Consider the following 16,098-nt stretch of genomic DNA (forward strand, 5'->3'; position numbering starts at 1 on the left):
AGGCAAAATCCGAGGTCAACACCGCCTTAGGGGAGGTGCAGCAGGCGTTTCCCACATCCTCACGATGTGCAGGAACAGCACTTAGAGTCATTACTACACGACATAACGTCCATTATCGGCGTTAAAGTAGGACGAGTAGAAGTAGATGAGATAACTCGTCCAAACCTGTCACGCAGCGTTTTCCCACGTCAGCTTCGGGTGTGCTTGCTGATATGCCCTGCTTCCTCGAGCAAATCCCCGTCCGGCCCTGATTCGATGACCGTCTGGAACATTAGACCAATTTTTTCGTCCAGGGAGAGTCGAGCTAGGAGGTCTTCGGTGCGCTCTTCAGGCGTCAGACGCGGGTCTTCGAAGGGCTCCATACTTCCGTTTCCATTTAGGTCGCGGTACCGAGTTCCGTCCGGTGATGTTGAAAGATTCAAGTCGGCCATACGACCCTTCTCTGGAAGATGAGGTGCTTGCGCTCCTCGCCGCCGTGCAACTGTGACATGGCTTACTCTACGATGAAAGTAGAACGGTTGCTACATTTTATAGACCGTGAGTACCCACCCCAGTAGTTGATGTCGAGAAGATCGATCGACTGGTGGCTGATTTCAAGCTCGCCGGATTGAACGAAACTCCAGTCCGTGAATTTTCGGGTGTCGGTGAGAAGGACGGCAGGAGCTGTCGGAGGTGGTGTTTTTTATGGTGCGAAGTCGGGGCAAATGAGTCGCTCCGAAGCGGTGCGCAAGTCGTCGGCCTGCCTCTGGGACCCGTAAGCGGCTGCGGGGTCCGTTTCGGAGAGCGCCCATGGTTGATGCGGCCTCGTCTGCCCTCAGGGCGCGTCGATGACGACTTCGGGCACCTCAACTGTCGATGCAGCTTCGATCGTGGCACTGGAGGAGCCGAGCATGAGAGTCACAAGTCCTGCCTCCACGCCGCGGCGTCCGTCCTCCCAGGTATAGGCGAGCCTGCAAAGGGGCGCGGAGAGCCGGACCGTCGCGGTGGCTCCGGGTTCAAGCTCGATCCGCGTGAAATCGAGCAGCTGCCGGACCGGGCGGACGACTGATGCGGCTTCGTCTCGTGCATAGAGTTGCGGTATCGCGGTTCCGGCGCGCGTGCCGGTGTTCTGGATGACGGCCTCAACAGCCAGGTGGTCTCCGGTGAGGCTGGCGTGCTGCAGGGACATCTCGAACGTGGTGAAGCTGAGGCCGTGTCCAAATGGATAAAGGGGGGTGCTGTCAGGTAAGTCGGTATATCCGTAGCGGGGCAAAGTGGGGTGGTCGTAGCCGCTGCCGATCGGGTGGCCGTGGTACATGGGGATTTGCCCCGCCGAACGCGGGAACGTAGACGGCGTGCGTCCGCTGGGATGGATCCGGCCGAAGAGCACGTTGGCGATCGTCTCACCCGCCATGGGTCCGAGGAGAGGTGCCAGGACGACGGCGGCCGATGCTTCGTGCACCCGTTCCAGGATCAGGGGGCGTCCCGAGATAACTACCGTAATGACTGGTTTGCCTGCCATGCTCAGTGCGGCGACCAACTCTGCTTGGTCGCCGGGCAGCTCGGGCCGTGCGACGGTTCTCCCCTCCCCCGCAGTGTGGTTACCGAACCAACCAGTCCGTTCCCCAACGACCGCTATCACGACATCTGCATCCTTAACTGCCGCGGCCACGTCCTCGGCAATGAAGCCACCGTCCGTTGTAATGCTTCCGAAGTCATGAAACTCAACGTGACCGTCGAGCGTGCGTAGTGCCTCAAGCACCGTCTTCGCCTCGGGGTGAAGACGGCGCGCTCCCTCCTCGAAACGAGGTTCGACCCCTGGCAGCCGGGTCTGGAACATGTCAGGCAACACGTCGGGGGAGGCATCGATTCCAGGTACATTTCCGGCGATAATTTCTGCCACGGCAACAGGCATTTCACCATCAGATACGGATGTGTATGCCCCGAAGTGGATGCGAAGTTCCGTCGCTGCAGGCCCGACGACGGCAATCCGGTGGCTGCCTGGACTAAGAGGCAGGACGCCGTCATTTGCCAGCAAGGTAACGGACTGGGCCGCTACCTCCCGGGCAAGGCGTGCGGCTTCGCTATCGCTGACTGGCTGCAGGTCGTGTGGGACGCTCGGCGGAGACATGGCGGGAATGAGGCCGAGCCGGTGCTTGACCCTGAGAACATTGAGGACGGCGAGGTCCAGGACTTCTTCAGAGAACGTTCCGTCCTCAATGAGCGGCCGGAGGCCGGCAGTCATCGATGCGCTTGGCAGCTCGACGTCGATACCGGCCGTGAGTGCCTGACCCGCCGCATGCCCTGCCGTGGCCGCCGTGAGGTAAGTGGTGAGCAACATGGAAATGGCACCGTCGCTGACTACAAGCCCGTCGAAGCCCAGCTGCCCGCGCAGCAGTTCCCGGAACAGCCATGTATTGCTGGCCGCGGGGATGCCGTCGACGTCGTTGTATGAGTTCATGACTATGGATAGGCCTGCCTCGGCAATGGACCTCCGGAAAGGCTCAGCATGGACATCGACGAGCTCGCGCCTGCCTAGCTGTGTGGTTGCCTGGTTCAGGGCGGCCAGTGAAACCCCGTAGGCGAGGAAATGCTTCGCAGTTGCAAGCACCCCGCTCCGAGCGTCACCGCCTTGAATTCCGCGGATGAAGCCGATGCCCATCTGGGCGACAAGCTCGGCGTCTTCTCCGTAGGTCTCGTGAATCCTGCCCCACCGGATGTCCCTTGCCAAATCAAGAAGCGGCGAGAATAGGAGATGGATGCCTACTTCGCGGCTCTGGCGGGCCGCAACCCGCCCACGGTCCGGGGAACGTTCGGGTTCCAGCTCGCCGCCTGTCCCCACGCCGTCGTGAATTGATGCCCCTGCGGGTGGACCAGACCGCCGATGCCCTCTGCGTGAACGAGTGCCCCGATCCCAAACGGAGACACCCCACGCGCGGCTTCCTGAAACCGGCCCACTTCGCTACGCAGTTTATTGATGTCGGGAGTGAGCTGCCCACCCAGCGACAGGTGACCCACACCATGAGGTCGCACCTCAGTAACACGCTGGACGTCGTAAACGACGTCCCCGGTGGGGTGCGTACCGGCAGATCCGGCGGCCAACATATCCATTGGTACTATCCCCTGGATCTGACCAATCTTCTGATCAAGGTCCATTCGGGAGAGGATGCTGCGAAGGTTTGTCATGATCTCATTCTCGTAAGGGCGGCTTCCTGCCACCGCGGCTCCTTGCCTAGGTCAATTTGCGGATGAAGCGCAGCGAATGCCGACGGCTGTGTACTCGGTCCGCGCTATCTCGGCGAAGAGATGGGTCGTTTCTGGCTCATCGATCGTGGACAGCCCCAACCGTTTGGGCCACTTGAGAGAATGGACCCGCCGAAAATTCGACGCCGCATTCTCGGCGCATGGCATGGGCCGGGTGAAATGGTGACGGGGGTCCCGTGAGGGGACTGACGGCGCGGTACCCCGTGCCGTCAGGTGAAGTTGAAAGGACCAAGTCGGCCATGGGAACCCTTTACTGGAGGATGCGGAGCGTGCGCTCCTCGCCGTCGCGCAGCTGTGACACGGCTTACTCTACGACGAAAGTAAAACGGTTGCTACATTTTGTGACTCAAGGTGGAACGGGCCGAGGCAATTGAGCCTGCAGCCCGCGCCAAGCTGCGCGCGCTGCGGAGCCGAGTCGGCTACAGCTCACTAGTGCGGTGCGACTGCGCCCCTGCTGGTTGTGATTCTGCGGCAGCGAAACCGGACGTATTAAAATTGTTGCATGCGTCACAATTTGGCTTTACCCTTTTGAAGACCGAAGCACATCTCGGCTTGTGGGCTACTTTGCCAGGGCTGGAACGGCAGCGCTGCCCCAACCCGGCTCAGCACCTGTCAAGCGTATGAATGGGTGGCCCCTACTTAGGGGTCGTCATCACGAGTGTTCAAGAGCGGCTTTGGTAGCCAACTACTCGAAGGAAATCGCCATTGAAGTCGAAAAGATCTTTAGCTGTGCTCGCGACGATCAGTCTTGGATTGACGATGTCAGCGTTTACCACCCAGACCGCAACCGCATCCACGATGCCAAGCCCGATCTCGGCCGAGCTCCCCGCCGGAGGGGGCGCTGGCATTGGCTCTCTCCGCGAAGAGGCAGCCAAGGCTGGCCTCATCATAGGATCCGGTGCCATTAAAGGTATGACGACAGACGACGGACGGCCACCGAACTATCTCGCGGAACCACAGTTCGCTCAGGTTCTCGCGGCGCAGTTCAACAGTCTGTCCCCAGAGAATGACATGAAATGGCAGTTCGTTGAGCCTGCAGAAGGCGTCTTCGATTTCGAGGGCCTTGACCGGCTGGCCGCCTTCGGTGAAGCCCACCACATGCAGGTCAAAGGCCATGGACTCATCTCGGGCTGCTGCAATCCCGACTACCTCACAGCCAAGATCAACAATCCGGGGTTGTTCCGCGCTGCTATGGTCAAGCACTTCAACAAAATCATGAAGCGGTACAAAGGCAAGATGGACCGATGGGACGTCGTGACCGAGGCGCTAGAGACCATGGGTGGGGGCCTTCAACACAACGACTTCTACAAAGCCCTCGGTCCGGACTACATCGCCGAAGCTTTCAAGATCGCGCATAACGCAGACCCGAAGGCAAAGCTGTTCCTCAACGAAAACTTGGTGGAGTCTCTCCCCGGGAAGCGGCAGGAACTATACGACCTCGTATCGGGCCTGGTTGCGGCAGGGGTGCCCATTAATGGTGTCGCATTGCAGATGCACGAGACAATCCAAGGACCGCCGCCTGGGGTCATAACGGAGATGACAAACTTCTTCCATTCCAAGGGTCTTGAGGTGTCCATCGCGGAGCTGGACGTACACACGCTTGATTCCGTGACTCAGGCTCAGATTTATGGCGACGTTGTCACGGAGGCGCTTAACGCGGGAATTAAGGAGATCAGTGTCTGGGGTTTCACGGACAAGCACCTTTACACCTGGCTCCCAGGTGCCAAGCCTCTGATGTTCGACGAGAACTACAACCCTAAGCCGGCGTACTTCGCAGTCCGAGATGCTTTGCGGAATTTCGTTGCCAAAACTCCGGCGACGCAGCCTGTCGCCGTGCCGAGTAAGGGCCAATCCAAACGGCACTTCGTAACATCGGACTAGGGCTATAGCCGCTTGGAACTATTCAGACGTTCGATCGGTCTGGCCCGTTCAGCGGCTCTGATCTGGCACCCTGGATCGGGTGCCCGGAACCTTTCGCTCCGGGCGCCCGGTGCAGTTCGCTGTTGTGCCCGACTTCTACGGCACCGGAGTGAGGGCCGCCGGTGAACAGCGCCGGGGCATGTGGGGTTCTCCTTGGGCCCGCCCGCTGTCACTGAACAGCATCTCGGAAGCCCCTGTGCTCGTGGAACTGCGACCGTTCTCCTACTGCTGGCAGATTCTTCGATGGCGGCCAGGACCCGTTGGACCTGGAGGCCTTCTTCAAATGAAGGAGCGGGCCACAAGGACCTTTTTGCTCGAAAGCCTGCACATCGAAGACGCTGGCTGGATTCCGCCAAGCGCTGGAATGGGCCTTGCCCATGACTGCGTAGCCGATGGCTGCCACGCCAAGCGGGCGGGCCGCCGTTAGGACCGGCGTGCGGGGGCGGTTACGACGCGTTCCTGCGTGCTTCCGCTACCTGTGCTGGTTCGTGTTGTTGCGGCTTCGTTGGAGCTCAGTTAGTTTTCAACAGCTTCCGGCATTTTCCAGTTGAAAAAGGCTTGCATTGCGGTGTTCATGTCGTGGGATGGATCTATGAGCCATTGCAGTTGTATTCCATCCCATGTCGCGATGAGCAATCTGCTAAGCATCTGGGGGTCACGATCCTCATGTATGCGCCCCTGTTGCTGGTCGAAGGCGAATGCTTGAGTGAGGTCTTCAATTTTGCGCCGGTATCGGGTGACGAACCAGTCGTGGGCGGCGTGTGTAGGAGCTGAGGATTCTGCCGCAAGGATGGCAAAGAGGCGCAGCAGTTCGGGCCGCTCGAGGCTTGATTGAACCCGCTCCAGGGTCGCGGCGACGACGCCTCGTTCAGTGCAGGCGGCATCGAAATCAAACTCCTGGTTGCCGTTTGTCGTTTGATCGGCCCGTTCGAGAACTGCTTCGAGGAGTTCGTACTTGGTGCCGAAGTGGTGCACGATGCTGGTCAAGCTTAGATCCAGCTGTCGTGCAATGTCGCGCAGCGAACCCCCGGTGTACCCATGGGTGGCGAACACAGTCGTGGCGGCATCGAGGATGTCACTGGCGCGCTGCGCGGATTTGGCGTAGGGGCCGCGAACGCGGGAAGGCTTGGGATCTGTCATACCGGTGACCATAGTGGACCTCTTCGTCTCTGTCTTTTTACCCTGCTGATAATTCCTCTAAGGAAAATGTAGCAGGTGTACCAATTTCAGTGTACTGTCTCACTAGCAAACGGTGACTCTCAGGCGAGCCCGTCATGTTCAACAAGGAGGTCGGCATGAATAAAACAGCACTAATCAGCAGGCGGGGAGTCCTCGCTGCCGCGGCGATTGCCGCAGTTATCCCGCTCGTAGCGGGTTGCACCGCCGGCGGCGGAAATACCGCATCCGGACCCACAACAATCACCGTGATGGCGGGCGCTCAGGACCTTACTCCTGAGCTGATCGCGGACTTCGAGTCGAAGAACCCGAACATCAAGGTCAACCACATCCTGACTGACCCTGCCCGCCTCAACACGATGCTCGCGGCTGGTAATCCGCCCGACATCGCTACAGGTGGTGCAGTGGGCAGCGCCAACATTAATGCACGCGGGCTGGCTACTGACCTGACACCGTTCTTGGAGAAGAGCACGGTGTTGAAGGAAGACGATCTCCAGCCTGTCAACGACAGTTTCCGGTGGGATGGCAAGCAGAGCGGCAAGGGTCCGCTCTATGGCATCGTCAAGGACTGGAGTGGAGACAATACGCTCTGGTACAACACGGCCCTGTTTGATAAAGCCGGCGTTGCACACCTGAGTGAGACCGAACCAGTGACCTATGACCAACTCCTGACGATCGCTAAGCAATTGACGGTCAAGGACGGCGGCACGACCGCGGTCCATGGGCTCGGTGTGGAGTGGGGTTGGAGCTTGTACGGCCCTATTTCGGCCATGATCATGCAGCAGGGCGGGAAGTTGTACAACGATGACCTGACCAAGATCGATTTCAACTCCGCTGAAGCGAAGCGTGCTATCCAGTGGTACGTCGATTTCGGCAAGGCCGGGGTCGGCCCGACTTCCCTGAATCCTCTGCCCGATCTGGCGGACTTCTCCACATTCGCGGCCGGACGAATGGCGATCTCGCAGGACGGGTACTGGTTCGGCGGAAACTTCGCCGCTCCCGATGCGATTAAGACCATCAAGATGGCACCCGCTCCTGTCATGGGCGACACCCCAGTTGTCCCTTCTTACTCCGGTCAGGGCTGGTGGATGCCTGAGCAGGCGAAGAACAAGGACGCAGCATGGAAGTTGATGGAGTACTTCATGGCCGGCCCGCCCGCCGAGACGCGGGCCAAGAGCGGTTGGGGCTTGCCCGCGCTGAAGTCCCTGTCCGAGAAGCTGCCGCAGGATCTTCCGTACCAGCAGAACGCTTACAAGGTCGCGCAGAACGAACTTAAGCACTCCGTAGTGCTGCCGGATTCGCCCTACATCACTACCGATCTGGTCAACACCACGATCGATAAGTATCTGCAGCAAGCGATCAAGGGGGAACTGACCGTCGAGAAGGCCTGCGCCTCGATCACCGATGAGATCAATAAAGTCCTTGAGCAGGGCAAAGAGCAGATTGGCTAACAGCAATCATGGCACGTAAGTGGACCCGATACCCGAAGCGAACGTTTTATGCGTTCGTCGGGCCCTGGGCAATAGGTTTCTTGCTGCTGACCGCAGCACCCATGGTTTACGGGTTCCTCGTGAGCCTGACGAACTTCGATGGAAGCTCGCCCCGGTGGAAGTGGGTGGGCCTGCGTAACTACATCGAACTGTTCAGTGACGGTGACGCGTGGTCGGCACTCTTAAGGACACTGGCGTTTACCGCCATTGTCGTGCCGATCAGCGTCGCCGCCTCGCTGGGCTTGGCTGTCTTGATCAACGGACGGCTGAAAGCAGTAGGGCTGTGGCGCACAGTCTTCTTCCTGCCTTCGGTCGTACCGGTTGTCGCGATGGCCATCATGTGGAAGCTCGTCTTCAATCGGGACTCCGGAATTCTCAACGCGGTTTTAGGCGTCGCAGGAATTGAACCAATCTCCTGGCTGGTTGACCCGATGGCCTTTTACGCGCTGATTATCTTGATGTTGTGGGGAGTCGGCGGCGGCATGGTCATTATGCTTGCCGCGCTGCAGGGTGTACCGGCAGAGCTGGAGGAAGCGGCCATCGTCGACGGCGCCGGACGCTGGAACATTTTCCGGCACGTGACCGTGCCCATGGTCTCCCCGGTCCTGTTCTTCCAAGTCGTTACCGGAGTCATTGCATCCCTGCAGATACTCGTTCAGCCCCTGCTGCTGACGCCCGCAAGCGGGCTCGCCGGCGCCGGCAACGTGCCCACAAGCAACCGCCTCTACATGGTGCAGGTCTACCAGGAGTTCTTCCTCGGCAATCGTTTCGGCTACGGCTCAGCCATGCTGTGGGTCTTCTTCATCGTCATCCTTGCTCTCACCGTGGTCCTGATGCGATCAAGCCGAACGTGGGTTCATTCCGAAGTTGACGCCGAGTCCGAACGCGAAGGAGCCACCCGATGACCGTCACCAAGCCCGCCCCGTTCGCCCCTGCGAAAACCACCCCCCAGCGCAGGAGCGCCACGGGAACAAGCAAACGCCGGCAAGTCATCACCTACGTCCTCCTTCTCATCCTCGGAGTATTCTTCGTCGGCCCGTTCCTGTGGCTGGTTCTGGCGGCGCTCAAGACTCCTGCGGAGTGGGGCTCCCTGCCCATCCGGCTCCTGCCCGATCAAGCTCAATGGTCTAATTTCGTTGACGCCCTCACCCAGATGGACTTCCTCGGATACGCCAGAAACTCATTGTTCCTGGCGACCATATTCTCGGTCCTTATCACGTTGTCCAGCGCCCTGGTGGGGTTCGGATTCGCCCGGCTGAAGGCACCAGGAAAGGGCGTACTTTTCCTGATTCTCCTGTCCACGATGATGATCCCGCAGATCCTGACCCTGCTGCCGACGTACGTGTTGTTCTCCCAAATCGGACTCGTCAATACCTACTGGCCGTGGGTTCTGTGGGGACTGGCTTCGTCGCCCTATTTCGTGTTCCTGTTCCGTCAGTTTTTCGCGACCCTTCCACGCGAGCTTGAGGACGCGGCGATTATTGACGGCGCCGGGTGGGGAAGAATCTTCTTCACCATTTTCCTTCCCCTGTCCCGACCAGTGTTGATCACATCATTCCTGCTGTCCTTCACCGGCAGCTGGGGAGACTACATCGGCCCTGCCCTGCTCCTGGACCTCGACCACACAACACTCGCCGTGGCAATCACGGCCTGGTATCAGGACCCAGCCGGCAACGTCATTCCGACTGTCCAAGCAGCTGCAGCGGTCCTGTATATCGTGCCCGTCCTGCTGATTTTCTTCTTCTCGCAGCGCTACTTCGTGAGGTCCTCTGTGGGCTCGGGAATCAAGGGCTGACGCACTCCGCGCCCAACACGGCCAAGAAGCAGCTCCCAGTCGAGATCTACCGAGCATACTCACCTTTCATTTCTGTACATCCGTCCTCTAAGGAGAAACCACCCATGACCTCAGCACCGTCCGTTCAGCTCTACACCGTGAGGGACGCGGTCTCTGAAGACCTGTCCGGCGCCCTTGCCCGGCTTGCCAAGATCGGCTGCACCAAGGTAGAGCCGTACGCTTTCGCAGACCGCACCAACGAGCTCGCAAAGGCGATGGCCGACGCCGGAGTCACTGCCCCGTCCGGCCACGCTTCCGTCATCGATGCAGCCGACCCGAATCGCGTTTTCGACGCTGCTGCCCAGTTGGGGATCGGAACGGTCATCGACCCGTTCGTGCCGAGCGAGCGGTGGCAGACCGCCGATGACGCCTACCGGATCGCCGAGCGCGTGAACGAACTCCAGGCCCTGGCAGCTGAGCGGAACCTCCAGTTCGGTTACCACAACCACCAGTGGGAGTTCGCCAACAAAGTAGACGGCCGACCCGTCTACTCGTTCTTCGTCGACCGGCTCGAAAGCGACGTCGTCCTCGAACTGGACACGTTCTGGTCCACAGTTGGCGGCATGGACACCCCCGCGCTGCTTCGCTCCCTGGGCTCACGGGTGCAGTTCCTCCACGTCAAGGACGGAACTGTCGGCGGCGACATCGCCACTTCGCTGCCCAGCAGCGAGAGCGCTCTCGATGTGCCGGACGCTCTCGCGGCCGCCTTCAAGCGTCAGACTCCCGCAGGCCAGGGCGACGTGGGCGTCCTTGAGATCCTTGCCGCGGCACCGCACGCAACACGCGTCGTGGAATTTGACGACTACGCCTTGGACATCTTCGACGGTGTCGCAGCGTCCCTGGCATGGCTGAAGGAGAACGACAAGTGAGCACTTCAGGACCCGTAGGGGTCGGCGTCATCGGCGCCGGCGTCATTTCCAACACGTACCTTGAAAACATGACCAGTTTCCCGGACTTGCGGGTGCTGTTCGTCGCCGACCTCGATACGGACAGGGCCCGTGCGCAGGCGGAGGCCTATGGGGTTCCCGGGCATGGCACTGTGGAGGATCTGCTCGGGATCGATGAAATCGAGATCGTCGTGAACCTCACGATCCCGGCGGTGCATGTCGAAATCGACCAGCAGATTATCGCTTCCGGCAAGAGCGTGTGGAGCGAGAAACCCCTGGCCCTGGACAGAACTGCGGCCAGGCAGCTTCTGGAAGACGCCCGGGCAGCCGGGGTCAGAGTGGCTTGCGCCCCCGACACAGTCCTCGGGGCGGGCATCCAGTCCGCCATGCGCGCCATCGCCCGCGGCGACATCGGAGAGCCCCTCACCGCCACAACAATGTTCCATGTCCCAGGCCCGGAATTGTGGCATCCCAACCCGGACTTCCTGTTCGCGAAAGGAGCCGGTCCACTGCTCGACATGGGGCCCTACTACGTCACCACACTCGTCCACGCCCTCGGCCCGGTCGAGCGCGTGACCGCGGTGTCGTCCCGATCACATGGTGAACGCACCATCGGCAGCGGCCCCCGAATGGGTGAGCGATTCCCCGTGGAGGTGCCAACCCACCACGCGGCACTGATCAGTTTCGAATCGGGGCAGTCCGCGCAGACAACCTTCAGCTTCCAGAACGCACTCGCGCGCAACGGCATGGTGGAGATCAGCGGCACCGAAGGCACTCTGGTGCTTCCCGACCCGAACACCTTCGAAGGCGCGAGCACATTGTGGCGCTTCGGCGAGGAAAGCCCCACAACACTGCCGGCGACAGGAAATCACTACGGCCGCGGCTCAGGTGTGCTTGACCTGGCCCGGGCCCTTCGGGGTGGGCCCACAGAGACAGCAAGCGGTGAGCTGGCCGCGCACGTCCTGGACACGCTTCTCGCCATTGCAGATGCCGCCGAACAGGGTGAATCGATTAGTGTGGCATCCTCGGTGGACAAGCCGAAACCGCTGCCCGAAGCGTGGGACCCCGCACAACCAACACTGCGACAAGACGTCCGAAGCCTCGGGTAACGCCGGGCGGACTGGAACCCAGCGATAAAGACGGCGCTATTGCCACCTCCGGGGCGGCATCCATCATTCGTCCTGCACGGTCCGGCACCGTGCAGGACGAAGGCAACAGCAACTGTCCGATCGGCACCCAAGAGACAAAGGGAATGCGTGCCGGAATCTTTCTTCCGGGAGTTCCCCTCCTGATCGGCTCATCCGAAACGGGCGAAAAGCCCGAAGGTTTGAAGTTCAAAAGCCCGACGGTCATCCTGACCGCGATTCGGGACCTGCATCACCCTGTGGAGAGGACGCAGCTTCCCTGCATCCGCTCCACCCCGAATACAGTAATGAGTGGCCAAGCTAATGAGGAGTTTCGATGTGGTTCAGGCAGAGCCCGGAGTTCAGCTGCCCGATCTGGAGGGTCCATGGTTCGGGCTCCCCGTGGAATCTGCGATAGAACCGGACAGCGTTGCTACATCCATGCGCTTTCGTACCCAACTCCAGATGGACTCATGCAGCGATGCCCCCGCAGTGCTGTACGTCTGCGCGGATTCCCGCTACCGGTTAAGCGTCAACCAGGAACTTGTTGCCGTCGGTCCCGCGAAAGCCTCGGGATCAACTTGGTTCGCTGACGCTGTTGACGTCGGCCCCCATCTTCGCCCGGGCATCAACACCATCGGGATCGATGTGGTGTCCTACACTACGTCCGCCCTCGGGAACTCGTCCGTCCCGCGCATGGGCAGGCCCGGACTATTGGTCAGAGGCTCCATCGGGGAAACCGATTGTTCCAAACCCGCAGTATGGAAGTGCCAGCCGGTTGCAGGACGCCAATTCCATCAGGGCCACTACACCCTCTTCCTGGGCATCCAGGAAACCGTGGATGGCGAGAGTAGCGGGGATGCCTGGCTCCAGCCCGGATTCAACGACTCGCAATGGCAACAACCAGTCCTGAACGAACAATGGCCACTGGCTTTCGTCCCGCGGCCAACTCTCGCCCATCGGCCAATTCCTCAACTTACGCTCGACCCGACACCAGTAGCCGCCATCAGCACAACCTCCAACGACGCGTTTGAGTGGGGACAGCTCCTGCGCGGGGAGTCTCTTCAGATACCGGCCGGAACCGACGTCAGCGTCGACCTGGATGCCGGCGTCCTGATGACCGCATTCCTGTCGGCAGCCTTTGAAGGAGGCCCCGGAACCCGTATCGAAATCACCGCTGCGGAATGCTACGAAGAAACCCCAATTCAAAGCCCCTGGCTGCGGCGCAAAAATGACCGGACGGATCACATAATCGGCGATCTCTATGGTGACGCGGACAGCTACACTGTCTCCGGCGACGGAACAAAGGAACAGCCCGAACGGTATTCCCCGTACTGGTTCAGGACATTCCGTTTCATCCGGCTTCGCATCATCACCGCGGAAACGCCCGTACGGATCCACCCATTGACGCTGACACAAACGCATTACCCCTTAGAAATCAGCGGAACCTTCGCGTCATCATCGGCTCTTGACCGGATCCTGTGGGACGTCAGCCTCAGAACCCTGCTCAACTGCATGCATGAAACATTCGAAGACTGCCCATACTACGAGCAGTTGCAGTACGCCATGGACACCCGTTCCCAGGCTCTCTTTTCGCTCTACCTGTCCACCGATGACCGGCTAATTAGACGGGCCATCGAAGACTTTGCGGCCTCAGGCGACCCCATGGGGCTGACGGAAAGCCGGGCGCCCAGTGTTGAACCGCAATTCATTCCCGGCTTCTCGCTCTACTGGATCCAGATGGTCGCCGACCATGTCGCCCACGTCGGCGACCGGTCCTTCACCGAACGATTCATGGGCAGAATCGATGCCGTTCTTCGCCAATTCGATGACTGGGTATCCGCCGACGGCTTCGTGATCTCCCCTGCCGACGATGGACCTGTCTGGAATTTTGTCGACTGGACCGATGCATGGCGATCGACCATGGGCGTCCCCGACCTCGGACCGCGCCGAGCCAACACCATCACCACCTTCATGTACATCAATGCGCTTCGCGCCGCAGCTTCCATCGTCCAGTTCTGCGGCAATAGTGCAATTGCCCGCGAATACCTCTCCCGGGCCCAAGCCATCGCGGATTGCATAGGCACCAGCACCGCGTGGGACGAAACCAAGCGGTACTTCCGCGACACCGACAGGGGGCGTCCGCAGAGCGTGCACGCCCAAGTATGGGCGGTGATCTCCGGTGTCGTCAGCGGTGCTCAAGCATCGGACCTTCTACGCCGGGCCACAGCAGACGAAGAGCTGGCACCCTGCTCTTACGCAGCCGCCGTTGACCTTTTCGACGCTCTCCGCCAAGCCGGCGTCGATGACTGCATCAACTGGAAACCGTGGGAGGACATGTTGGCTGCGAATCTCACTACCTGGGCAGAGGACACAGTTAGCCTTCGCAGTGACTGCCATGCTTGGGGAAGCGTGCCCCTGCAACATTTCCCCCGCTACATCCTGGGGATCAGCCCCGCAGCGCCAGGCTTCGCCGCCGCCACGATCGATCCTGCACCGAGCGAGCTCGAGTGGGCCAAGGGTACCGTTCCCACCCCCCAGGGTCCCATCACGGTCCACTGGACGCGGCTTGATGACGAGATACGACTAGTCACGGTGACCGCGCCCGCAGGAGTGGAATTAAGGCCGGCCGAGGCAGCCGCGGATAAAGCTGAAGTTATCAACGCCGAGCAGCGGACCCTGACCTTCACTCTTCGAACCAATCTGCTGAACGCATGACAATCCAATTCGTGGAAATCCATAACGGACAACAACATTGCCGTTGTTGTCAGGAAATTCGCACCTATGCCCGATTCCAAGCTCGAAACTCGCGGTGGGCACTCTCCTGTGGAGTGGAGCTTCGACGATGACACCCTTTTCATCGCAGGAATGTGTACGCCTGCCCGGATGTACGCGGAGATTGATCTAGCTGCACCGCTGTGCGGGGGAGAAAGTCGTGAGTAAAAAGGCCTCAGGAAACGCCGTGGTCAAAGCCGAAGTCGCGACCGAAACGGCACCCGCGGCCCCGGTCCCAAGAGTGCAGTTGATGATCGGGTTCGCCTATCGCCGGGTCCCGGCCCTTGGCCGCGCAAAAGTCCTCATATGTAAAGGCCTAATCGGCGCCATCCGGCACGTCCGGGTCGCCTTGGTGAATGACTGGCTAACTGACGAATCCGTATCCACGGCCGGGTGGCTCGGCAAAGAAGCAGCAGGATCCGGTGCCCTGAGCGAGATCGCCTGCCACGCCATTGACCTGATCCAGCACCTTACGGGTCAGTTTGTCACCGAGGCCACTGGTTTGCTTCGGACATCCGTAATGCACGATGGCACCATGTGGGCGACCTTGGGCCTTTGCATGGCTTTCAGTGCGAAAGCTACTCTCCGTGATGCCCTCAGTGGCAGGGGAAGAAGTCCTATCAGCGTAGCCGACCCTGATCTTGCCATTTTATCGCGCCTTCGGGCATCACATCCCGGGGTGTGGCGATCTGACTAACCGAACCGGTGACCCTCGCCACCAATTCCAATACTTCGTCCAAAGACACCTTACGTAGCAACCGCAACGGCTCACTGATTCGGAAGTTCATCGATTACTCCTATCAGACGCCTCGATCCGCAGGATACCGGAGGCTGGGCCACCACCACCACCTTTTCACGCGTCACCTGAACGTTGAGCCATAGTGTTTCTAGATCGGGTCCGGCACTGGGCATCCAAGCGGCCCGACGAAGTAGCAATCAAATGCGGTTCGACGTGGCTTTCATGGGAAGGCCTTCACCAGGCTGCTGGTGAGTACCTGTCCAGCTTCAACGGAACTACCATTCTTGAGGCCTCTAACTCAGTGACTTTTGCCGCAAAATTTGTCGCCGCCTCCAACGGGCCAGGCAGATGCGCCGTGCTGGACTCCATGTGGCCGCAAAAAACTACGTGAGGACATAACGACTCGCATTCGAACCCTCGACATCTTTGGAGGGTATGACAACGGGATCGCCGTGCCGGGCAAGCCCAAGTCAATAGGGGCGCAGGCGCCGGCATTGACCGGGTGAAATGATCCACGTCGATGTGAAGAAGCTCGGCAGGATCCCGGACGGTGGAGGCCACCGCAGCTTGGGGCGGGTGGCCGGGCAGGCCAATGCCCGTGCCCGGAATCTAGCTGAAGGTACCCGCGAGAACCGGGGATTGCTTCGTGGGTACACGTTCATCCACCACACCAGGGATGAACACTCCCGCTACGTCTACTCCGAGATCCGCTCCGACGAGACCAAGGAAACCAACGCCATCGCCGTATTCGCCGCCCGCGGCGTCAAGATCCAACGGGTGCACACCGATAACGGCTCCTGCTACCGGTCGGAGACTTTTGCCCAGGTCCTGACAGACGCCGGTATCCGACACAAACCACCAAACCCTACCGACCAAAAACCAACGGCAAAGTCGAACGCTTCAACCGCAT

General features: G+C 60.1%; 12 protein-coding genes and 2 pseudogenes. 10 read left to right on the plus strand and 4 right to left on the minus strand.

The window, feature by feature from the left end:
• Nucleotides 1-203: 203 nt before the first annotated feature.
• The 3 genes and pseudogenes from KSW38_RS15630 to KSW38_RS15640 form a co-directional block, all read right to left on the minus strand.
• Nucleotides 204-431 (minus strand): annotated as a pseudogene (locus KSW38_RS15630) (glycoside hydrolase family 3 protein); the annotation flags it as partial.
• A gap of 383 nt (nt 432-814) precedes the next feature.
• Entirely contained in the window at nt 815-2,821 is a 2,007-nt protein-coding gene (locus tag KSW38_RS15635; protein WP_308169398.1) for a glycoside hydrolase family 3 N-terminal domain-containing protein, read from the minus strand.
• Nucleotides 2,743-3,198 carry a glycoside hydrolase family 3 protein gene (locus tag KSW38_RS15640; RefSeq protein WP_216925849.1) on the minus strand — a complete coding sequence of 152 codons (456 nt, stop codon included), beginning with the start codon at nt 3,196-3,198 and terminating at the stop codon, nt 2,743-2,745. Before KSW38_RS15640 ends, KSW38_RS15635 begins: the two co-directional genes overlap by 79 nt.
• Nucleotides 3,199-4,002: 804 nt before the next feature.
• On the opposite strand from KSW38_RS15640, the gene KSW38_RS15645 reads away from it, so the two are divergent.
• Nucleotides 4,003-5,124 (plus strand): endo-1,4-beta-xylanase, encoded by a 1,122-nt coding sequence (locus KSW38_RS15645; protein ID WP_254186589.1) that lies wholly within the window; start codon nt 4,003-4,005, stop codon nt 5,122-5,124.
• Nucleotides 5,125-5,203: 79 nt separating this feature from the next.
• Nucleotides 5,204-5,590, plus strand: a complete 387-nt coding sequence (locus tag KSW38_RS15650; RefSeq protein ID WP_216925851.1) for a hypothetical protein — start codon at nt 5,204-5,206, stop codon at nt 5,588-5,590.
• An 89-nt stretch (nt 5,591-5,679) separates the two neighbouring features.
• Here KSW38_RS15650 and KSW38_RS15655 read toward each other — a convergent pair whose 3' ends face one another.
• A complete protein-coding gene (locus KSW38_RS15655) occupies nt 5,680-6,303 on the minus strand; it encodes a TetR/AcrR family transcriptional regulator (RefSeq protein WP_216925852.1) in 624 nt (207 codons plus the stop codon).
• Nucleotides 6,304-6,458: 155 nt separating this feature from the next.
• On the opposite strand from KSW38_RS15655, the gene KSW38_RS15660 reads away from it, so the two are divergent.
• The 8 genes and pseudogenes from KSW38_RS15660 to KSW38_RS23835 form a co-directional block, all read left to right on the plus strand.
• Nucleotides 6,459-7,790 (plus strand): ABC transporter substrate-binding protein, encoded by a 1,332-nt coding sequence (locus tag KSW38_RS15660; RefSeq protein ID WP_216925853.1) that lies wholly within the window; start codon nt 6,459-6,461, stop codon nt 7,788-7,790.
• 8 nt (nt 7,791-7,798) lie between these two features.
• Nucleotides 7,799-8,734, plus strand: coding sequence for a carbohydrate ABC transporter permease (locus KSW38_RS15665; protein WP_216925854.1), 936 nt, complete (start codon nt 7,799-7,801; stop codon nt 8,732-8,734).
• A complete protein-coding gene (locus KSW38_RS15670) occupies nt 8,731-9,624 on the plus strand; it encodes a carbohydrate ABC transporter permease (RefSeq protein WP_216925855.1) in 894 nt (297 codons plus the stop codon). The genes KSW38_RS15665 and KSW38_RS15670 overlap by 4 nt, the downstream gene beginning before the upstream one ends.
• Before the next feature lie 104 nt (nt 9,625-9,728).
• Nucleotides 9,729-10,532, plus strand: a complete 804-nt coding sequence (locus KSW38_RS15675) for a sugar phosphate isomerase/epimerase family protein (RefSeq protein WP_216925856.1) — start codon at nt 9,729-9,731, stop codon at nt 10,530-10,532.
• Nucleotides 10,529-11,659 carry a Gfo/Idh/MocA family protein gene (locus KSW38_RS15680; RefSeq protein WP_428982392.1) on the plus strand — a complete coding sequence of 377 codons (1,131 nt, stop codon included), beginning with the start codon at nt 10,529-10,531 and terminating at the stop codon, nt 11,657-11,659. The genes KSW38_RS15675 and KSW38_RS15680 overlap by 4 nt, the downstream gene beginning before the upstream one ends.
• 339 nt (nt 11,660-11,998) lie before the next feature.
• A complete protein-coding gene (locus tag KSW38_RS15685) occupies nt 11,999-14,392 on the plus strand; it encodes an alpha-L-rhamnosidase-related protein (protein ID WP_216925858.1) in 2,394 nt (797 codons plus the stop codon).
• A 217-nt stretch (nt 14,393-14,609) separates the two neighbouring features.
• Nucleotides 14,610-15,146, plus strand: a complete 537-nt coding sequence (locus tag KSW38_RS15690) for a Gfo/Idh/MocA family protein (protein ID WP_216925859.1) — start codon at nt 14,610-14,612, stop codon at nt 15,144-15,146.
• A 549-nt stretch (nt 15,147-15,695) separates the two neighbouring features.
• Nucleotides 15,696-15,986: pseudogene (locus KSW38_RS23835) on the plus strand (IS481 family transposase); the annotation flags it as partial.
• Nucleotides 15,987-16,098 lie beyond the last annotated feature (112 nt).

The sequence above is a fragment of the Paenarthrobacter aromaticivorans genome, assembly GCF_019038615.1.
In the GTDB taxonomy this organism is placed as follows: Bacteria; Actinomycetota; Actinomycetes; order Actinomycetales; family Micrococcaceae; genus Arthrobacter; species Arthrobacter aromaticivorans.

What these genes read in the sequence shown, in the direction of transcription:
- KSW38_RS15645 (WP_254186589.1), top strand. Translation starts at nt 4,003, where the DNA reads ATGTCAGCGTTTACCACCCAGACCGCAACCGCATCCACGATGCCAAGC.
- KSW38_RS15655 (WP_216925852.1), bottom strand. Translation starts at nt 6,303, where the DNA reads ATGACAGATCCCAAGCCTTCCCGCGTTCGCGGCCCCTACGCCAAATCC.
- KSW38_RS15660 (WP_216925853.1), top strand. Translation starts at nt 6,459, where the DNA reads ATGAATAAAACAGCACTAATCAGCAGGCGGGGAGTCCTCGCTGCCGCG.
- KSW38_RS15665 (WP_216925854.1), top strand. Translation starts at nt 7,799, where the DNA reads ATGGCACGTAAGTGGACCCGATACCCGAAGCGAACGTTTTATGCGTTC.
- KSW38_RS15670 (WP_216925855.1), top strand. Translation starts at nt 8,731, where the DNA reads ATGACCGTCACCAAGCCCGCCCCGTTCGCCCCTGCGAAAACCACCCCC.
- KSW38_RS15675 (WP_216925856.1), top strand. Translation starts at nt 9,729, where the DNA reads ATGACCTCAGCACCGTCCGTTCAGCTCTACACCGTGAGGGACGCGGTC.
- KSW38_RS15685 (WP_216925858.1), top strand. Translation starts at nt 11,999, where the DNA reads ATGAGGAGTTTCGATGTGGTTCAGGCAGAGCCCGGAGTTCAGCTGCCC.